Consider the following 20,147-nt stretch of genomic DNA (forward strand, 5'->3'; position numbering starts at 1 on the left):
ATGAATATGATAGACAAGAGGTTTATAGATGAAAATTAAAAGAGGAGATATATTCTTCGCTGACCTCAGTCCTGTAGTCGGTTCAGAGCAAGGTGGCGTTAGGCCGGTAGTGGTAGTTCAAAATGACATAGGAAATAAATATAGCCCTACCATTATAATCGCCGCCATAACATCTCAATTACATAAAGCAAAATTACCGACACATATAGGAATAGCAGCAGATGAATATGGATTGCCAAAAAATTCAGTGGTACTATTAGAACAACTGAGGACCATTGATAAAAAAAGATTAAGAGAAAAGATAGGTTCATTCGATAATACTTTCATGAACAAGTTAGATGATGCGTTAAAAATATCTGTAGGATTAAGATAGGGAGCAATTAAATTTTATTTATTGCTCTTTTTCATTGTCAAAATTGTTTTGCTCAATAAAGAGTAAAAGGAGATAAAAGCTACAAAGTTTTGGATTTTTAAAAATAATTCGTGAAATTTTTATAATACATGATATAATCATTTCATGAAGAAATTTTTTACGAAAAAAAACATGAAGAAATTTTTAATTGTAACCTTAGGGTCAGCTTTGGTAGCACTGGGAGTCTATTTATTTATAATGGACTACAATATTCCGATGGGGGGCGTAAGTGGATTTGCAATTGCTTTACAGTATGTATTTCCAAAGCTACAAGTAGGTTACGTGATGACTGGATTAAACATTATACTTTTCATACTGTCATTTATTTTTTTGGGAAAAGAATATGTGGGTTACACCATATATTCAGCAATGTTTATTTCTAATGCGATTACATTTTTAGAAAACTTTGTACCTTTATCAGAACCGCTAACATCAAATGTTCTTTTGAGTATAATTGTTGGTGTTGTTATATCTGGAGGTGGTATGGCCATTGTAATATCTCAAAACTGTACAACAGGTGGTACAGATATTTTAGCAAGTATAATAAACAAATACACACATATGGAGATAAGCAAGGCTTTACTTATTTGTGATGGTCTTGTAGTACTCTTTGGTTTCTTTGCTATTGGGACTGAACAAGGGCTTTACGCTGCTTTGGCGGTAGTTTTAAATTCGCTATCAATTGACTACTTTATAACTGGATTTAGCACCAGGATAAGTATGTATATAATTTCAAACAAACCTGAAGAAATTAATAACTATATAATTAAGAACGTTACAAGAGGAACTACAATTTATAGTGCAAAGGGAGGATATTCACAAGCACCTAAAGAAATAGTTCAAACTGTTGTTACAAGAAGACAGTATTTTCAAATTAAAAATCATGTAAGTCAAATTGATCCTAAAGCATTTGTCACTATGAATATAGTAAATGAAGTTGTTGGTGAAGGCTTTACTTATGAAGCTCAAAAAAATTAGGAGGTAAAATGAGTTCATATAATCTTTTTGATATTTTAGGACCTATCATGATAGGTCCTTCAAGTTCTCATACAGCGGGAGCTTGTAGAATTTCTAAAACTGCAAGAATAGTTGCAGGTGGTGGATTTAATAAAATTAATTTTATATTACACGGTTCATTTGCAGAGACATATATGGGTCATGGTACAGACAGAGCTCTTCTTGCTGGTGCCATGATGATGGATCCAGATGATGAAAGGATTAGAGATTCTTTTAAAATTGCAAAGAAAGTGGGACTTGAGTATCATTTTGAAAAAGCGGATCTTGGTGATGTGCATCCAAATACTGTGAAAATTGAAATGACCTATCCTGATGGAAAAGTAACTACTATAACAGGTTCTTCAATTGGAGGAGGAAATATTAGAATTATTGAAATGAATGGTATTCCTCTTAACTTTACAAGTAAATATCCATTACTTATAGTAAGGTATGTGGATAAGAAGGGAATTATAGCTTTTATATCTTCACATTTAGCAGAAAATGACTACAATATCGAAAGTCTTCAAACTACTAAAGAGGTTGATGAAGTAACTCTTGTAGTTGAACTTGATAAGGATTTAGATGAAGGTACCGTTGAAGAAATTAGAAAAAATGAAAGTATTACTTTCGTTAAGCATTTACAGAAAGGGTTCTAAATATGATTTATTTTACAGATGAACTTTTAAAATATTGCGAAGAGAATAATACATATCTTTGGGAGATAGTTCTTGAAGACGAATTAGAAGTTTCAAATGATTCAAAAGAAGAAATTTATAAAAAGCTCTCTGAAATGATAGAAGTTATGAAAAATTCTGCAAATACATATCTTGACAAAGATAGCAAAACAGGATTTGGACTAATAGATGGATATGCAAAACAGGCTAATGAATATGCTCGAAAAGGCAATTCATTTTTAGGAGAAAAAAATGTAAGAACTATGGCTATGGCTTTTTCTACCCTTGAATTAAGTTCATCAATGGGAAGGATAGTTGCTTCACCAACAGCTGGATCTTCTGGGATTATACCTGCAGTAATAGCAAGATATAGAATGGAAGAACCTGATGTAACTGATGAAAAATTAATAGAAGCACTTCTTACAGCAGTTGGAGTTGGGAAAATCATAGGAAGATTTGCAAACTTTTCAGGAGCGGAAGGAGGATGCCAAGCAGAATGTGGTTCTGCAGCAGCTATGGCTTCATCGGCACTTGTGTATTTGAAAGATGGAAGTTTAGAAGAGTCATTAAACGCAGCTTCAATTGCAATTGTAAACATACTTGGACTTGTTTGTGATCCTGTTGCAGGACTTGTAGAATATCCTTGTACTTTTAGAAATGCCTCAGGAGCAATTAACGCCATATTGTCAGCAGATCTTGCAATGGCAGGAATTAAATCTCTTGTGCCATTTGAAGAGGTATGTCAGGCTCTAAATGACGTTGGAGAATCAATGAGTTTTAGACTTAAAGAAACAGCACTTGGAGGTATTGCTGCTACAAGAACTGGGGAAAGAATAAAAAAAGAGTTTTACGAAAAACATAATGAATAATATTGGGGGAGCATTTGCTTCCCTTTTTCATTTAACTTGTTCATGTGTTTAAGTAGGGTGTATGTTATAATTAAAAAAGAGGTGTTTTATGATAAATTTAGGAGAAGTTCAAGAACTTAAAGTTGATAAAATAATTAAAGCTGGGGCATTATTAAAAGATGCTGAAGGCGAAAAAGTTCTGCTTCCAATCGAAGAGATTGAAAATGAAAAAAATGGGGATATTATAAAGGTATTCCTTTATAACGACAGTAGAGGAAAAGTTCTTGCAACAAAGATTATGCCTAAGATAACCTTGGGAAAAATTGCTCATTTAGAAGTTAGAGAAATTACAAAAATTGGAGCTTTTTTAGACTGGGGATTAGAAAAAGAGCTATTCTTACCTTTTAAAGAACAAATATGTAAACTGGATAGAGGAAGAAGTTATTTAGTAGCTCTTTATATTGATAAAACAGGCAGACTTTGCTCAACTATGAAAATTAGAGATTATTTGAGAACTGACTCAAAATATAAAGAGAACGACAAAGTTTCTGGAGTTGTTTATAACATAGTTGATGATATTGGAGCTTTTGTTGCAATAGACAATATATATGAAGCGCTTCTCCCAAAGGATCAAAAAAGAGGAGTAGTTGCAGTTGGTGAGCCTATAAGAGTAAGGGTTTCGTCTGTAAAGAGTGATGGTAGATTAAATCTTTCTCAAAGAGAAAGAGGTCATTTGGAACTTGACAAGGATGCTGAATTAATATTTGATGTATTAGAGGATTATGAAGGATTTTTACCTTATAATGACAAATCAGATCCTGATGATATTCAAGATATGTTTTGCATGTCAAAGTCTGCTTTCAAAAAAGCAGTAGGTAGACTTTTAAAAGAAAATAAAATAGAATTTTTTAAAGATGGAATAAAAATTAAGGAGGATAATATTGGAAGGAAATAAAGTTTTAGCAAATGTAAATGGTAGAGATATTACAGCAAAAGAAGTTATTGATTTTATCAATTCAATGGGACCACAAGGCGAACAATTTCACTCAGAAGATGGAATTCAAAGGGTTTGTGACGAACTTATAAATCAAGAACTCTTCTATTTAGATGCAATTAAGAATGGATTTGAACAAGAAGAGGCTTTCAAGAAAGAACTTGAAGTTTTAATAGAGTCTGCTCTTAAAAACTATGCAGTAAATAAAATCCTTAGTGAAGCTAAAGTTACAGATGAAGATGTAAAAGAATATTATGACTCTCATCAGGAACATTTTAAGACACCTGAAGAGATATCAGCATCTCATATATTAGTTGATGATGAACAAAAGGCAAAAGAAATTAGACAAGAGATAATTGATGGTAAATCATTTGAAGAATCAGCAATAGAAAATTCAAATTGTCCATCAGGGAAAAATGGCGGTTCACTTGGAAGATTTGGAAGAGGACAAATGGTTAAAGAATTTGAAAATGCTGCATTTGACTTAGACATTGACGAATTATCTGAACCAGTAAAGACTCAATTCGGATATCATATAATCAAGGTAAATGATAAATTTGCTCCATCAACTAAACGTTTTGAAGAAGTTATTGGACAAATCAAAGGACAGTTACTCGCACTGAAACAACAAGAACTTTATTTAAACAAAGCTGTTGATTTAAAAGAAGAATATAAAGTAGAAAAGTTTTATTAGGAGGAAACATGTCCAAAGATCAAGTTTTTAAATATTTTGAAGAGATTTCAAAGATACCAAGATGTTCATTTCATGAAGAAAAGATAGCAGATTACCTTTTAAATTTTGCAAAAGAGAAGGGATACGAAGCTATAGTTGATGATTATAAAAATGTGACTATAATTAAAGAAGCGTCAAAAGGTTATGAAGATAAACCTGGGATAATTTTACAGGGTCATATAGACATGGTTTGTGAAAAGACAAAAGACTCAAATCATAACTTCTGTGAAGATCCTATTGAATTAATCTATGATGGAAACTTTTTAAGAGCAAACAAGACTACTTTGGGCGCAGATAATGGTATTGCAATAGCGATGGCTCTTTCATTGTTATCTGATGAAAATTTAAAAAGTCCAAGAATTGAATTTGTAGCCACTGCAACTGAAGAAACTGGACTTGTTGGTGCATCCAACTATAAGCCTGGAATTTTAAAAGGAAAATATCTTATAAATATTGACTCTGAAGAAGAGGGAGTTCTTATTTCTGGATGTGCTGGTGGTACAGATGTGGACATAGATTATGATATTCAAAGAGAAGATAAAAAAGGATATGTATACAAACTTATTGTTCACAACTTAAAGGGTGGACACTCAGGAATGAGTATTCATAAACCACTTTTAAATGCAATTAAAACAGGTGGGCAAATTTTAAATACAATTAGTAATTCAACAGAGATGAATATAATTAATCTTTCTGGTGGAACTAAACACAATGCAATTCCAAGAGAATTTGAAGTGACTTTTTTATCTGATAAAGAAATTGAAGATAATGTTTTTGAAGAAGATTTAAATGAATTTAAAAAAATAGAAGAAAATATTGAAGTAAAATTGGAAAAAGTTTCAAATTCAGAAGAAAATGTATTTTCTAAAGATTTAACTGAAAGATTAATCAAAGCTTTAGTAGATTTTCCTCATGGAGTTAAGAGCTACATGAGTGGAGATTATAGTGATATTGTTGAATCTTCTCTAAATCTTGCAATTGTAGAAACAAAAGAAGATGTTGTTCACTTTAAGATATCTGTGAGAAGTTCAAAAGAATCAAAAAGAGATGAAATAATAGATGAATTAAAGAAAATTGTTTCAGATACAGATGGAAAAATTGAACAATCAAATGGATATAAGGCTTGGGAATTTAAAGAAAATTCAGAACTTAGAGATATAGCTGTAAATTCATATAGAGAATTCTATGGAAAGGAACTTGAAGTTTCCGTGATACATGCTGGACTTGAATGTGCTATTTTTAAAGATAAATATCCAAAGGTTGATCCTATTTCAATTGGACCAAATATTTATAATGTCCACACTCCTGACGAGAAATTGGATATTGAGTCAACTAAGAGAACATATGAGTTTCTACAATATTTAATAAAAAAATTATCATAGGAGGAAGTATGAAGGAAGATAATAATTTAGAACATAATTGTGATCATAATCATGAATGTGAATGTGGTTGTCATAACCACGATGAAGAATGTGGATGTGATGAAGAGGTAACAATCGTTGAACTTAATTTAGAAGATGGCACTGATCTTGAATGTGAAATTATAGGAGATTTCTATTTAGAAAGTCAAAAACAAAATTATATTGCACTTGTAACTTGTGAAGATAGAGAAGTGCTTTTGTATAGACTTACGCCAGATTCACAGACAGGTACTATCGGTGGAGATGCTACTTTAGATAAAATTGAGACCGAAGAAGAATATAATGAAGTCGTAGAAGAATTTTCAAGAATTTTCTTTGATGGTGAACTTGAAGACATGGATGAAGAATAGACTAAAGCCTTGGTATTACCAGGGCTTTTTTACTTAGTAAGGATTTAAAATGGTTATTAAAGATGAAGTTTTAAAAAATTATAATACTATTTGTTTTGATTTGGATGGAACGCTTTTAAATGATGAAAAATTAATTCAAAAAAACACAATAGGAGTTATAAGAAAATTACAATTTGCTGGTTGTGAAATTATCATAGCAACAGGACGTTCCATAGAAAAGTCGGAAGAATTTTTAAAAGAATTCAATTTTCCTTATACAATTGTTGCGAATAATGGAGCTATAGCTATGGATAATCTTACTAAAAAAATTCTTTTTAAATTGCCCATAGAAAAAAAGTTTTTTGAAAAGATTTATAAAGTGAGTCAAAATTTAAATATCCTGCCATATCTTCATGTTTATGATAAAAACAATAAGTATAGTTTAATCATAGATGATAATAAGAAAAGGGAAGATTTTTTTAATTCAGTAAGGAGTTCAAGAGAAATTCTTTATATGTCCGAGGCTTCGATATATTTATTTGATTCCATTTTATCGGTAGTATTTTTAGATTCAAATAAAAATATTGAAAAAATATGTAGCGCAATTGGAAGTTTAAAATTAGATATAACCAGTCATACAATATATGCTTTTAGTGAAGAGCATAAGATGACAGAATTTTTAAACAAAAATGCAACTAAGGGAGAAGGAATAGGAAAAGTACTCAAACAAAAAGGAAAGACTTGGGAAAATGTAATATCTTTTGGTGACGATAACAATGACTTATCGATGATAACAAATTCTAAATTGGGTATAAGTATGTTAAATGGTTCTAATGAATTAAAGTTATCTTCAGATTTCGTTACTGAATTTGATAATAATTTCGATGGTGTAGAATTAGAACTAAGAAAGATATATGGAGGAGAGTATGAAAAACTTAAAAGATTTAATGGGTGATGATTTTGCTAAAGCAAATGAAGGCAAAAATTTAGTTATATATTTTTATCCTAAAGACAATACAAAGGGATGCACAACAGAAGCAATAGAATTTACTGAAAATAAAAATGAGTTTGAAAAACTTAATACTAAAATATATGGAATTTCAAAGGATTCACAAAAGTCCCATGATAAATTCACAAAAGATCACAATCTTGAGATTGAACTTTTGTCTGATGAAGAACTTGAACTTATAAAGGCTTTTGATGTATGGAAGAAAAAGAAAATGTATGGGAAAGAGTATATGGGCGTAGAAAGATCAACTTTTATTTTCAACAAAGAGGGAGTTCTTGTTAAAGAATATAGGAAAGTAAAGGTTAAAGATCATGTAAAGAATGTTTTGGATTTTGTGAAAGAAGAACTAAATGACTAATCTTCCCTATAGGGCATACAGTGATTATCTTAGAGAGAAATATGGTCAAAAGGTTTATAAACTTCCAATTAAACTGGATTTGACTTGCCCCAATAGAGACGGTACTGTAGCTTATGGTGGATGTATTTTCTGTGGCGAATCAGGTGGATCTTTTGAAAATTTATGTGAGAAGATGTCGGTTAAGAACCAACTAAAATCAAACATGGACTATATTGGAAAAAGATATGGGGCTAAATTATTTTTAGCCTATTTTCAAAACTTTTCAAATACTTATATGCCTCTTGATGTGTTTAAAAGATGTATAAAAAGTTGTCAAATGGATAATATTGTAGGAATTTATATTTCCACAAGACCCGACTGTATATATAGAGAACATTTAGATTTTTTAACAAAATTTTCAAAAGACACAGGACTTGAAATAGTTTTTGAACTGGGGTTACAGACTGTAAATTATCATAGCTTGGAAAAGTTAAATAGAGGTCACGGAATTTCTGAATTTATAGATGCGTGCATAAGGATAAAACAAAGTGGGTTTAAAATTTGTACTCATGTGATTCTGGGGCTGCCATGGGATGATGATTTGGATTTTATAGAGACAGCAAAACTTATTAACGTACTCGGGGTAGATGAAGTAAAGATACACAGTCTATATATTCCAAAAAACACTAAGCTTAGTGAGATGTATGAAAAAAAGGAAATTGAATTAATTAGCCTTGAAGAGTACAAGAGAATAGTTATTTTATTTTTGAGGCATTTAAAACCTGATATAGCTGTTCAAAGACTTGTTGGAAGAATGCCCAAAGAGGAAACTGTTTTCTGTAATTGGAATACATCTTGGTGGTTAATTAAAGAAGCTATTGAAAAAGAAATGTTAGAAAATGGATATAGTCAAGGAGATTTTTATACTGCACTTGATGAAAATCCATTTAAATAGTACAATAATAACAACAGTAACTTAAAGAAAGGTTGTGGTTAAATGGTTAAATTTGTAATAGGTCCTTCAGGAAGTGGAAAGACTAAATGGTTAATTGATGAAGCAAATAAAGAAAAGGCTTCAGGAAACGGTAACATAGTTTTTATTGATACTGATGATTCACATATCTATTCACTTGATCATCAAGTAAGACTTATTAATGCAAATAAATATCATATAAACTCTGTAAATGGATTCTATGGATTTTTATCAGGAATTATATCAAGAGATTACGATATTAAAAAAATATATGTAGATGGTATTTATGATATTGTGGAGATAAGTGTAGAAGAATTAAAACAACTTTCTGAAGAATTAACAAAGATTTCAGAAGAATTTGAAGTTGAGTTCTACATTGGACTTAATAAAGAAAAAGAAGAACTTCCAAGCACAATGTTAGAAAATAGCATTGAACTTTCACTATAATAATTAAAATAATAGAGATTAAGAAAGGCATATGCAAGTATGCCTTTTTTAAAAGGATACAAATGGCAACAGAAAAAGAAAATATTGAAAATTTTTTAAAGGAAAGAGACAATTTAATAAGAAAACTTGATGAGGGAAAGTTAGACAAGAGAAGTTTTTTAGATGAGAATGCAAAACTTGTAGAAAAATTATCCATGAGACCCTTCTGCCCCGTTGATTCAATTGAAAAGGGGCTTTACAATTATCATTATTACAATGTACTGGCAAAACATTATAATGACATGGGTAATTTATCTAAAGGAAGAAAACAAAAATGTAATTTTAACAAGAGGGATAATTATTATTGTGAAAAAGATAAGTCTCTACAAGCTATGTTGGAAATAAAAAATTACGAGAATGTTGAAGCTTATTATATAGAACTTCATTCTGTCAGGTTAAAAAATCTGATTTTTGAAGTTGTATTCACAGATAAAAACTATGCGGTTTTTCACTCAAAAAACATAGAAATTTTAAAAAATCTTAAAAATAATCTTGTGTTTTCAGATGTCTCACAAAAATCATTGATTGATACATATGTAAACAAACCATAAAAGAGCCCATAAGGGCTCTTTTTAATTTGACTTAGTTTCGTCAAGGGCATTATTTGTAATTTGATTTACAACTTCTTCTAATGTTGAACCCTTTTTTATTTCGTAGTCACCGTACTTAATTTTATCTTGTAACTTGTAGGTATTTATTATATTTAAAAAGTCTTCAACATCTTCAATTACATTCGATTCATTCAAAATTCTTCCAACATCTTCTGGCGAACTTCCCTCAGGAAGGAGTATGGATATATCTATATCTGGAATGCTATCAGAACTATAAACAGAGTGTCTTTCTACATTTTCAGCAGCCTTCACTTCATTTCCTCCAAGCTTACTGTAGTCTCTTGAAAACATAAATCTTATTCTATTTTGAAGAATAAATACAACTGCTACAATAATTAGCAGAGTAAAAACAAAATGATTTAAATCGTAAAGTGTATCTTTAATGAAATTAATAAATCTTCTCATGGCTCTCCTTTAATTAACTTTCTATTCAATGTATAATTTAGTTAGTACTATTATAACACAAAGGATGAAATATGAGAGAAATTACAGTGGGGAAAAACGATACTAATCAAAGGATGGATCGTTTTTTGAATAAATATTTACCAAAAGCACCTAAATCCCTTATACAAAAGTATATTAGGCAAAAGAAAATAAAATTAAATAAAAAGAGGACAAAGCCAGAGGATATTATTTTAGAAGGGGATAAGATTCAGTTTTATATATATGAAGAAGTTTTATCTAAATATGAAGAAGACAAGAAGAGTCTAATTTTGGAAAATAATTTAGATATTATCTACGAAGATAAAAATATAATCTTAATGAATAAACCAGCTGGCAAACTAAGCCATGCAGCTTCAAATGAAGATTATGGAAAGAATTTAGTTGACGAAATGATAAGTTATCTAATTCAAAAAGAAGATTATGTTCCAAGGATTGAGAAATCTTTTATACCAGCTATTTCAAACAGATTGGATAGAAACACTTCTGGAATTATAATCGGTTGTAAAAACAAATATTCTTTAAATAATATGAACAAGGCAGTGGCGAGTGGTCATGTGGAAAAATATTATTTAACCATTGCTAAGGGAAATTTAAAGGATAAAAAAGTTGAAGTTAATCTTGAAAGAATTAACAATAGAACTGTTGTAACAAAGGAAGGAAAAGAATCTGTTTCTGATTTTAAAAATTTAAAATATGAAAAAGGTTTTTCTCTGGTTGAAGTAAATCTTATAACTGGACGAACACATCAGATAAGAAGTCACTTAAAATCAATAAGACATCCTATTATTGGTGATGGAAAATATGGAGATTTTGAAACGAATAGAACTTTTAGGAATAAATATGGAGTCAATAGGCAGTTACTTCATGCTTATAAAATTATTTTAAATGGATTTGATGGAGAATTAAGCTATTTAAATGGAAAGACATTTATATCGAAACTACCTAAAGATTTTTCCAAGGTAGCAAAAGATTTATTTGGGGAGGACTATGAGAGTTTATATAGATAGTAAAGAAATTGATATTGAAGACAAATTAACTGCAATAGAACTTGCAAAAAAGCTTTATCCTAATAAAAAAATAGTTAGTGCTATTGTGAATAATATGTATTTTAATTTGTTTGAAAGTTTAAATGAAGGAGATATTGTAAAGTTTTTTGATGGGTATGCTTCAGAAAGTGAAAATATACTCGAGAGAACTTTAACCCTTGTGTTTATTTTAGCTTGCAAGAAGATTTATCCCGATAAAAGAATAAGAGTAGAACATACAATTGGAGATTATCTTTATTGTGAATGGGAAGATAGAGAACCATTTTTTCACTCAGAAATAGAAAACATATCTAAAAAAATGGAAGAAATTATAAAAAAAGATTATCCAATATTTAGAAAGACTGGAAGCAAAAAAGAAGTATTAAAACTTTTTAAAGAATCTGGTTATGATGAAAAATATAATCTTTTTGAGAAGTTAGATCTTGAAAGTATTGATTACAATGTTGTTGATGGAAATGTGTTTAAGTTTTTTGGTTACTTAGCACCTTCAACAGGATGTATTTTAAATTTTGATATTAAAGCCTACTATCCAGGTATTGTAATAACCACTTCAACTGCTTCGACCAATGGAGAGTTGATAGACTTTAAAGAACAAAAACTTCTATCGAAAGTTTTTTTAGCTTCTAATAGATGGACAAAACTTTTGGACATTCGAGATGTCGGACAATTAAATAATTATATACTGTCAGGTAAAAGTAAATATATTATCGATATGGCAGAAGCCTATTTTGAAAACCAGATATCTAATGTAGCTGATAATATAGTTAATGACCAAGATGTGAATCTTGTACAAATTGCAGGTCCATCTTCTTCAGGAAAAACTTCTTTAGCGTATAGATTGAAGGTTCAACTTGGGGTTAGAGGTAAAAAAACTATTTTGATTTCAACAGATGATTACTTTGTTGAAAGAAAAGATACTCCTCTTGACGAAAATGGGGAACCAGATTATGAAGCTTTAAATGCAATTGATCTTGAACTCTTTAATAGAGATTTGATGTCATTAATTGAAGGTAAGTCAATTAATCTGCCTCATTTTGATTTTGTAACGGGAACAAGAAGTTTTGAAAAAAATGAAACTAAATTAGATTCAGATAGTATTATTATAATTGAAGGGCTTCATTGCCTAAATCCAGAACTTACAAAGATGGTACCAGAAAAGAATAAGTATAAGGTATATATTTCAGCATTGACACCGCTTAACTTAGACAGTCACAACAGAATTTCTTCATCCATGGTACGACTTATCAGGAGAATGGTTAGAGATTATAATTTTAGAGGAAACTCTGCTGATAAAACACTTTCGACTTGGCACAAAGTTAGAGCGGGAGAAGAGATATATGTTTTCCCATATCAAGATTTGGCAGATATAACACTGGATTCTTCCCTAATATACGAATTAGCCATATTGAAAAAATATGTATTTGAGCTATTCGAAAAATATGAATACAGCCCTGAAAATTATAAGACCATAAAAGAATTAAAAGCTTTTCTAAAATATTTTGTAGATATAGAAGATGAAGAATACATTCCAGTAAATTCTATTTTAAGAGAGATGATAGGAAGGGATTAATATGAAAAAAGTTTTGGGAATTGACATTGGTGGAACAAAGATAAATTTTGGATTGATGAACGAAAAGGGAGAACTTTTAAAAATAACAAAGAAATCTACAAAATTAGAAAGAGAAGATATACTTGGAACTATAATAGAAGGAATAAAAGAATTTAAAGATGAAAAATTAATGGCAATCGGAATTTCCGTAGCTGGATTTATTGACACAGAACAGGGCAAAATATTGGTTTCACCAAATATAAAAGGATTTTGGGGATTTCATTTAAAAGAGAGTTTGGAGAGAGTTATTAATATTCCAGTTTATGTGGCAAATGATGCAAATATGGCAGCTTTAGCTGAAAAGTGGATAGGAAGCGCTAAGGATTATGATAAATTTGTCATGCTAACCATGGGAACAGGTCTTGGAGGAGCTGTGTATGACAGTGGGACTGGTTTTTTAGAAGGTTCTACCTATCAAGGGGCAGAGCTTGGTCATATTATAATGTATCCTAATGGAAGACTTTGTGGATGTGGACAAAAGGGATGTGCCGAAAAGTATATTGCAGGTTCATCACTTAGTATAAACTACAAAGAATTGACAGGTAAAGATCTAAACGGTCCAGAAATAATTTCTATACTTCATCAAGATGACAATGCAAAAAAGGCTCTAAAAAAATTATATACGGACTTAGCAATATACTTGTCAACAATAAAAAATATTTTTGACCCTCAAGCTGTTATTATCGGGGGAGGTTTTAGCGAAACTTCTAAATATTGGTTAGATAATGTAATGGAAGAATATATAAAAATCTGTAACAGACCAGGGGACATGAAAATAATAATAGGTAAATTCCTAAATAACGCAGGAATAATTGGTGCATGTAGATATGCCTTTATAAATATGGATAAAAAAGATGCATAATATTATAAAATATCGAAACAAAAGTAGAGCTTATGAAGATTTAAAAGATAAAGTAAGAGAATTTATAAAAGAAAAAAGACAAGACTTTATAGTGGTATTACCCAGTCAAAGTCTAATAAATAAATTTATGGAAGATCTATCAAATGAGTTTGAAGTTATCTTAGGACTCAAGATATTTACATTTGATGACTTAGTCAATATGAACTATATTGACAAAGAGGACGAATATAAGGAATATTACTCTGCAATTTTATTTGAAAAGGCTTTAGAAGATTGCATAAAAGAAGATAAGATTGAAGACAATATTTTTTTCAACTGTGATAGCTTTGTTTCAATTGTAAACAGGTTTAATAATATAATATATGAATCAAATTTGGATGAAGAAATATTTTTTAGTAAATTTCATGATAAAAAATCTTACTTAGCTATTTATGAACTTCTAAAAAAATATAACAGCTATATTAGAGAACAAGGTTTTCTTAACAAGTTTAAAAAAATTGAAAGATTTTTAAAAGAATTTAGGAATAAAGAAAGAATATCAAAAGTTATGATTGGAGGATTTGTCAAATTTACTCCTTTGGAATTAGAGATTTTAAAAAAACTCCAAAATGAAGATATAGATATAGATATTTTTTATTTAAATTCTTTAAATAATTCTAATTGCTTTTCAAATCAGGTAGAAGAAAAACTAAAAGTATTAAACTTCAATGAACTCGATTTAGACTTAGAGTTAAAAGAGTGGAATTTTGATACAAAGATTATACGAACAGAAGACGAAATCTTAGAGTTAGAAAGACTTTCTATAGAAGTAAAAAAGGACTTCATCGAAAATCCTAACTTGAGCTCTTGCGTAATTGTTAGAGATGCGAAGAAAATTGAACAAATACGAAAAGTCTTTGATGAAGTTTCATTACAGCTTGGAGTAAATGAAAATATTAAACTTATAGACAAAGAGATTGGGAAACATCTTTGGAATTTAATGAGTTTAGATTTAAATATATCAGAATATCTTATTAAAAACTATAAAAATCCTCTCATATTTGAAGATACAACACAGTCACTTGAGTTTGAAAAAATAATAACTGAAAATAATTTTGACACCCTTGATGAAGTTTTACAATTTGAAGAATTCATGTCTGCTGAAGATTTTCCAATTTTAAAAGAAAAAATTTTGATTTTAAAGGACAATGTTTTAGAAATTGATAATAACACTGTTCTTATGAACTTTATTTTGGAAGTTTTAAAATCCTATTTGGATTTTGAAAAGATATTAGAAGATGAAATAGAATCTGATTTTTATGAGTTTTTAATCATTTTAAATGATAGATTTAAAGAAATTATAGAAAGTCTCCACTTTGATAGATTTGTAAATATTTTAAAGAGTATACTTAAAGATTTTAAAACGAGATTAAAATGTGAAGTTGATTATAATATTGAACTTACTTCTTTTAATATGTTTAACCTATTGAGCTATGATAATCTTTATTTTATTGGTTTTGATGACAATAATTATCCCCTTAGAAAAGCTACTAATTATTATTTTAATGAAAATTCAATAACAGATTATAAGTCTATAGGATTAGATATTTTAAATAATCGAGAAAACTATTACTTTGAGCTTCAAAACTTTATGAATATCTTTGATGAAAAGACTAAAAAAATATATTTAAGTTATTCCAGCAGTGGTGAAAATTTAGTTTCTCCATTTATAAAATTTATAACAGAAGAGATAGAAGAAGAAAATTACGGAATAAAAGAATTTATTAGACCAAATCCTTCACAAGTAATCTCTAAAGAAGGTAGGTTAAAGTATTTAAGTAGTTTTGAAAAAAATACAGATTTTGAAGATATTTTAGAGACAATCCCATTTGGACTATTTGATAAAAAAGAAAATAATTTATTTTCAGTTTCAAGACTTGAAACATATATAGCTTGTCCAATTAAATATTTTTATAAATACGTTTTAAAGTTAGAAGATTATTTTGAACCAAAGACAGATATTTTAAAAATTGGTTCGGCAGTACATGAGACTTTGAGGGTGATTTATGAAGAATATAAAATTAATTTAAATGAGTCCATAAAGAAAAATAATTTAATTGAAGAGATATTAAAAAAAGAGCTAATGATTCAAGATTACACAATCAATTCTAATAATATTGATATGGTTAAAAGATATGTTGACTTGATAGATAGAACTATTGAATTGGATTTGAATTATTTAAAAGAAAATGGACTAAAACCAATTTCATTTGAAGAGAATTTTGTGAAAAGTTTAAAAATATGTGGAAAAGATGTAACTTTCACCGGAAGTATCGATAGGGTTGATGAGGACAATTATGGAAATATTTACCTTGTAGACTATAAACTTGGGACCTCTGGTGTAAAAAAGTTTGAAGATTTTGACAAAAAAGGTGAAAGTTTACAATTTCCAGTTTATGGATTAATAAAAAATGCCAAAGCCTGTAGATACATTACTGTTTCAAGTCCTAAAATTTATGACTTTTACAACTATTTTGTAGAAGGAAAATTTGATACTTCCTACTTAAAGCCAATGGAAGACAGGTTAAAAGAAATAGTTTCTGAAAACTTAGCTTATATTGAAGAAGAGAGATTTTTTGAAGGAGCAAAGAATAAAAATAATTGTTATTTTTGTGAATTTAAAAACATTTGTAAGTACAGGTGATTTATATGAAGCTTAGAGATGAACAATTAAAAGCGATAGAGACAATTGACAAAAATCTTGCTATAAATGCCGGAGCTGGAACTGGAAAAACGGAGGTTTTAACAAGGAGATATGTCAATTTGCTAAAAAATGGAGACTTCGGAGATAGGGGAGAAGTTAATTCTGTAGTTGCCATAACTTTTACAAAGAAAGCTGCAAGTGAGATGAAGCAAAGGGTCAGAGAACTTGTAGAAAATTCAAAGGATGAAAAACTTTTAGAACTTTCAGGTGATTTAAATGATCCAAATATTTCTACGATAGATAGCTTTTGTGGAAAAATTGTAAAGGAAAATTCATATTTTTTAGATATTGACCAAAGCTTTACAATCATGGAAGAAAGAGAGAGTTTTAATCTTTTTAATAATATTTTGAATGAGATGTTGGAGACAGATGAATATAAGGGAATAATTCATGAGATATTAAATGTTACTGGCAAGAGAGATTCGAATCAAGTTAGGGAAGATATTAAAAATATTTACAATAGCATAGACCAAACTACTGAGAGTGCTTCTTATTTTATAAAGGAAGCTTTAATAAGGACAGAGAAATTAAATAAAAAGTCCGTAAGAGCTGATATTTTTAAATCAATAGTAGCCTTTGATGAAAATTCAAAATTTGCTGGAAAGTTTAGAAAGTTTTTATTTGAGGAAGGAACTTTAGAAAAGCTTTTAAATGAAAGTGATACCTTAACATTGTCGAATTATTTTAAAGAGTTATACAGTTATTCATCAGAGAAATATGACGATTTAAAAGAAGTGGCAAATTTGGAACGCCAGTATATTGAATATAAAAATATCGATTTGAATATAAAAATTTTAAAACTTTGTAATGATTTAAAAGAAAAGATGATGGAAGAAAAGAAAAAGCTTGGAAAGTTTGAGTTTAATGACATTTTAAAAATGAGTATAGAACTAATGCAAATTCCTTCAGTTAAAGAAAAAATTCAAAGTGATATTAAGTATCTTATGGTGGACGAATATCAAGATTCAAACGATTTACAGAGAAAACTTTTCTATGAGATATGTTCTGTTGATAAAAATTTAGATAGACAAAATTTATTTATAGTAGGAGATCCTAAACAGTCCATTTATGGGTTTAGAGGAGCTAATATAAATGTTTTTAGCGAGACCTTGGAAGACATTGTAAATTCTGGTGGTGAGTTAATAAACTTTGATATGAATTTCAGGTCGGATAGGGGAATAATTGAGCCAGTCAATCTAATCTATTCTAAAATAATGAAGGAAAGATACAATCCTTTAAAATTCAATAAAGACAGTGGGAACAGCAAGTTTAATATAATATATGCTGATGGAAAAGATTCATCGAACTTAGAACCTAATTTGATATCAAAGTATATAATTAAAAGTTTAAGGGAAGATAAAAATTTAGGAGATTTCACTTTATTATTTAGGTCCAGAACCAAGCTTTCTGATTTTGAAAAAGCTTTTAATCAAGCAGGACTTGATTATTATACCTTTGATTCCCCAGGTTTTTTCAATACTGAAGAAATTAATCTTTTAATTGCTATTTTGAAACTATTGAAAAAAGAGGATAACAATATTTCATATTACTATATTTTAAATTCAAAACTCTATTCCTTTAGTGATGAAGAAATTTTAGAATTTTACAAGAATGGAAATGAAAAAATACAAAAAGCATTAAATGAAATTAATAAAAAGATTAGTGATTTAAAGAAATTAAAACTTTTATCAAATAAAAATCTCTTAGAAGAAATATATAAAAGTTTTAAAATTGTTGAAACCTACAACTTTTTAGAGCCAGATTTTCAGGCTCAAGGAAATTTATATAAAATGCTAAAACTGGCAAAACAGTCTGATGAAAATCTTGAAACTTTTGATGAATTCTTCTATACCTTGGAGGAAAAATATTCTTCATTAAGTCAACAGCAAGTCGAAGATGAAAAGTCGAATGTTATAAAGCTGATGACGATACATGGTTCAAAGGGACTTGGATTTAATCAAGTAATTGTTCCAAATCTTTCAAATAGAGGAGCAAGTGATAAAAATATTATCAATTTCACAAAGGAAAATGGTTTAGGGATAAATTATTATGGTATGGGATATAACTTTTGTCTAAACAAAGATTTAAAAAATTCTATTGAGCAAAAGGAAAACGACAATATATATTATGTTGCAATGACAAGGGCAAAGGAAGGGCTATTGCTGGGTATGACAGGACATAAGTCAGGTTACAAGGCAGTTTTAAATAATATTGTAGTTGAGAATTTTAGTGATAATTTTTTAGATGAAAAAGATTATGTTGATATATTACCGATTCAAAAGAAAAGTAGTTTTAAAAATCCTGAATATGATTTCCCATATTTAGAAGAATGTAAAGTTGAAAGTAATAAAACCATAAAATTTAATATTTCTCAAATAATGCAAGAATATAATGTTAGAAATGAAATCAATAAATTCTATGACAAATCACAAAATATTAATTTTGATATCCCAAGCAATGTATTAGGGAAATTAGTTCATAGATTTGTACAGATTTACGATGGCGATTTTGAACAAGCATTTCAAAAGATAAAAGAAGAATTTTTGTATAGAGAAAATGATGATAATCTCAAATCGCTACTATTAAATATAGTAAGTGACTTGGATGAAGAATATTTTAAAGGACTTAGGGAAATAAATTTTGTGTATAAGTATAAAAACTTTATTTTTAGAGGAATCATAGATAATATTATAGAAAAAGATGATACAATTATAATAACCGACTACAAGTTTTCAAGTCTGGATAATGAAAGTCTAATTGAAAATTATTTTATACAGATTGTCTTTTATGGAATTGTTGTTGAAAAAATCTATCCTGATAAGGAAATAAAGTTACAATTAATTAATTTGAGAAACAAATATAAGACCTATGTTGATTTTGATGATAACGTCAAACAAAAAGTTATGAATATCATTGAAAAATATGATGGGAGGATAAATTGAACGAAAAAATTTTGCTGGTTGAAGACGAAGAAAATATTAGAAAATTTACAAGGATTAATTTGGAGCGAGAAGGTTTTGAAGTGTTAGAAGCAGAAACTGGAGAAAAAGGCGTAGAAATAGCTGAAATGGAAAACCCAACCGTGGTTATTTTAGACATTATGCTTCCAGGCATTGACGGTTATGAAGTGTGTAGCATTTTAAGAAAGAGTATTCCAAACACAGGAATTATTATGCTTACTGCAAAGACTCAAGAGGATGATAAAATATTTGGTCTTGAAAAGGGAGCAGATGACTATTTAGCAAAGCCATTTAATCCTAAAGAGCTTATTCTTAGGATAAAGTCTTTAATAAGAAGGCTAAAAGATTCAGACACTTCAATTATTAAAAGAGGTCCTTTTGAGCTTGATTTAAATGCAAAGACATTAAAAAAGAATGACGTATTTATAGACTTAACACCTACTGAACTCTCCATAGTCACATTATTTATGGGAAATCCTGGACGTGCATTTTCAAGATCGGAACTGCTTGATAAAAATTGGGGAGCAGACTATATTGGTGAAACAAAAATCGTTGATGTTAACATTAGAAGACTTAGATCTAAAATAGAAGATAATCCAGGTAAACCTGAATACCTTGAAACTGTTTGGGGCACTGGATATCGCTGGAAGAAGGATTAAT

At 29.2% G+C, this 20,147-nt stretch carries 20 protein-coding genes; 19 read left to right on the top strand and 1 reads right to left on the bottom strand.

The genetic code is table 11. From position 1 onward, the window contains the following. Positions 1–28 precede the first annotated feature (28 nt). From BN2746_RS06880 to BN2746_RS06940, 13 genes are all read left to right on the top strand, one after another. On the top strand, positions 29–373 hold the full coding sequence (locus tag BN2746_RS06880; protein WP_055079048.1) for a type II toxin-antitoxin system PemK/MazF family toxin: 345 nt from the start codon (positions 29–31) through the stop codon (positions 371–373). 171 nt (positions 374–544) lie between these two features. Next, entirely contained in the window at positions 545–1,390 is an 846-nt protein-coding gene (locus tag BN2746_RS06885) for a YitT family protein (RefSeq protein ID WP_187364074.1), read from the top strand. Between the two features lie 8 nt (positions 1,391–1,398). Further along, complete coding sequence (gene sdaAB, locus BN2746_RS06890; protein WP_055079050.1) at positions 1,399–2,064, top strand: L-serine ammonia-lyase, iron-sulfur-dependent subunit beta; 666 nt, start codon at positions 1,399–1,401, stop codon at positions 2,062–2,064. Between the two features lie 2 nt (positions 2,065–2,066). After that, positions 2,067–2,951 carry an L-serine ammonia-lyase, iron-sulfur-dependent, subunit alpha gene (gene sdaAA / locus BN2746_RS06895; RefSeq protein ID WP_055079051.1) on the top strand — a complete coding sequence of 295 codons (885 nt, stop codon included), beginning with the start codon at positions 2,067–2,069 and terminating at the stop codon, positions 2,949–2,951. 88 nt (positions 2,952–3,039) lie between these two features. Then, positions 3,040–3,885: a CvfB family protein gene (locus tag BN2746_RS06900; protein WP_055079052.1), complete on the top strand. Its 846-nt coding sequence runs from the start codon at positions 3,040–3,042 to the stop codon at positions 3,883–3,885. After that, the gene (locus tag BN2746_RS06905) at positions 3,872–4,618 is read left to right on the top strand and encodes a peptidylprolyl isomerase (RefSeq protein WP_055079053.1); all 747 of its coding nucleotides are present in this window, start codon (positions 3,872–3,874) and stop codon (positions 4,616–4,618) included. Before BN2746_RS06900 ends, BN2746_RS06905 begins: the two co-directional genes overlap by 14 nt. 8 nt (positions 4,619–4,626) lie before the next feature. Further along, on the top strand, positions 4,627–6,039 hold the full coding sequence (locus BN2746_RS06910) for an aminoacyl-histidine dipeptidase (protein ID WP_055079054.1): 1,413 nt from the start codon (positions 4,627–4,629) through the stop codon (positions 6,037–6,039). Positions 6,040–6,047: 8 nt separating this feature from the next. Next, positions 6,048–6,428, top strand: coding sequence for a DUF1292 domain-containing protein (locus BN2746_RS06915; RefSeq protein WP_055079055.1), 381 nt, complete (start codon positions 6,048–6,050; stop codon positions 6,426–6,428). Between the two features lie 49 nt (positions 6,429–6,477). Then, a complete protein-coding gene (locus tag BN2746_RS06920) occupies positions 6,478–7,362 on the top strand; it encodes a Cof-type HAD-IIB family hydrolase (protein ID WP_055079056.1) in 885 nt (294 codons plus the stop codon). Continuing rightward, complete coding sequence (locus BN2746_RS06925) at positions 7,334–7,774, top strand: peroxiredoxin (RefSeq protein ID WP_055079057.1); 441 nt, start codon at positions 7,334–7,336, stop codon at positions 7,772–7,774. The genes BN2746_RS06920 and BN2746_RS06925 overlap by 29 nt, the downstream gene beginning before the upstream one ends. Next, entirely contained in the window at positions 7,767–8,708 is a 942-nt protein-coding gene (locus BN2746_RS06930) for a TIGR01212 family radical SAM protein (RefSeq protein ID WP_055079058.1), read from the top strand. The genes BN2746_RS06925 and BN2746_RS06930 overlap by 8 nt, the downstream gene beginning before the upstream one ends. Positions 8,709–8,750: 42 nt before the next feature. Next, positions 8,751–9,173, top strand: coding sequence for a hypothetical protein (locus BN2746_RS06935; protein WP_055079059.1), 423 nt, complete (start codon positions 8,751–8,753; stop codon positions 9,171–9,173). Between the two features lie 62 nt (positions 9,174–9,235). Next, entirely contained in the window at positions 9,236–9,763 is a 528-nt protein-coding gene (locus tag BN2746_RS06940; protein ID WP_055079060.1) for a DUF6648 family protein, read from the top strand. A gap of 21 nt (positions 9,764–9,784) precedes the next feature. On the opposite strand, the gene BN2746_RS06945 is transcribed toward BN2746_RS06940, so the two are convergent. Next, on the bottom strand, positions 9,785–10,228 hold the full coding sequence (locus BN2746_RS06945) for an endolytic transglycosylase MltG (RefSeq protein ID WP_055079061.1): 444 nt from the start codon (positions 10,226–10,228) through the stop codon (positions 9,785–9,787). A gap of 71 nt (positions 10,229–10,299) precedes the next feature. On the opposite strand from BN2746_RS06945, the gene BN2746_RS06950 reads away from it, so the two are divergent. From BN2746_RS06950 to BN2746_RS06975, 6 genes are read left to right on the top strand one after another with little or no spacing between them, the layout of a single operon-like run. Then, positions 10,300–11,274, top strand: coding sequence for an RluA family pseudouridine synthase (locus tag BN2746_RS06950; protein ID WP_055079062.1), 975 nt, complete (start codon positions 10,300–10,302; stop codon positions 11,272–11,274). Continuing rightward, positions 11,255–12,883: a nucleoside kinase gene (locus tag BN2746_RS06955; RefSeq protein WP_055079063.1), complete on the top strand. Its 1,629-nt coding sequence runs from the start codon at positions 11,255–11,257 to the stop codon at positions 12,881–12,883. Before BN2746_RS06950 ends, BN2746_RS06955 begins: the two co-directional genes overlap by 20 nt. A gap of 1 nt (position 12,884) precedes the next feature. Next, complete coding sequence (locus BN2746_RS06960) at positions 12,885–13,784, top strand: ROK family protein (RefSeq protein ID WP_055079064.1); 900 nt, start codon at positions 12,885–12,887, stop codon at positions 13,782–13,784. After that, on the top strand, positions 13,777–16,467 hold the full coding sequence (locus tag BN2746_RS06965; RefSeq protein ID WP_055079065.1) for a PD-(D/E)XK nuclease family protein: 2,691 nt from the start codon (positions 13,777–13,779) through the stop codon (positions 16,465–16,467). Before BN2746_RS06960 ends, BN2746_RS06965 begins: the two co-directional genes overlap by 8 nt. A gap of 5 nt (positions 16,468–16,472) precedes the next feature. Continuing rightward, positions 16,473–19,469, top strand: a complete 2,997-nt coding sequence (locus BN2746_RS06970) for a UvrD-helicase domain-containing protein (RefSeq protein ID WP_055079066.1) — start codon at positions 16,473–16,475, stop codon at positions 19,467–19,469. Next, entirely contained in the window at positions 19,466–20,146 is a 681-nt protein-coding gene (locus BN2746_RS06975; RefSeq protein WP_055079067.1) for a response regulator transcription factor, read from the top strand. The genes BN2746_RS06970 and BN2746_RS06975 overlap by 4 nt, the downstream gene beginning before the upstream one ends. Position 20,147: the final 1 nt, after the last annotated feature.

Source organism: Lagierella massiliensis (assembly GCF_001407835.1).
Taxonomy (GTDB): domain Bacteria; phylum Bacillota; class Clostridia; order Tissierellales; family Peptoniphilaceae; genus Mediannikoviicoccus; species Mediannikoviicoccus massiliensis.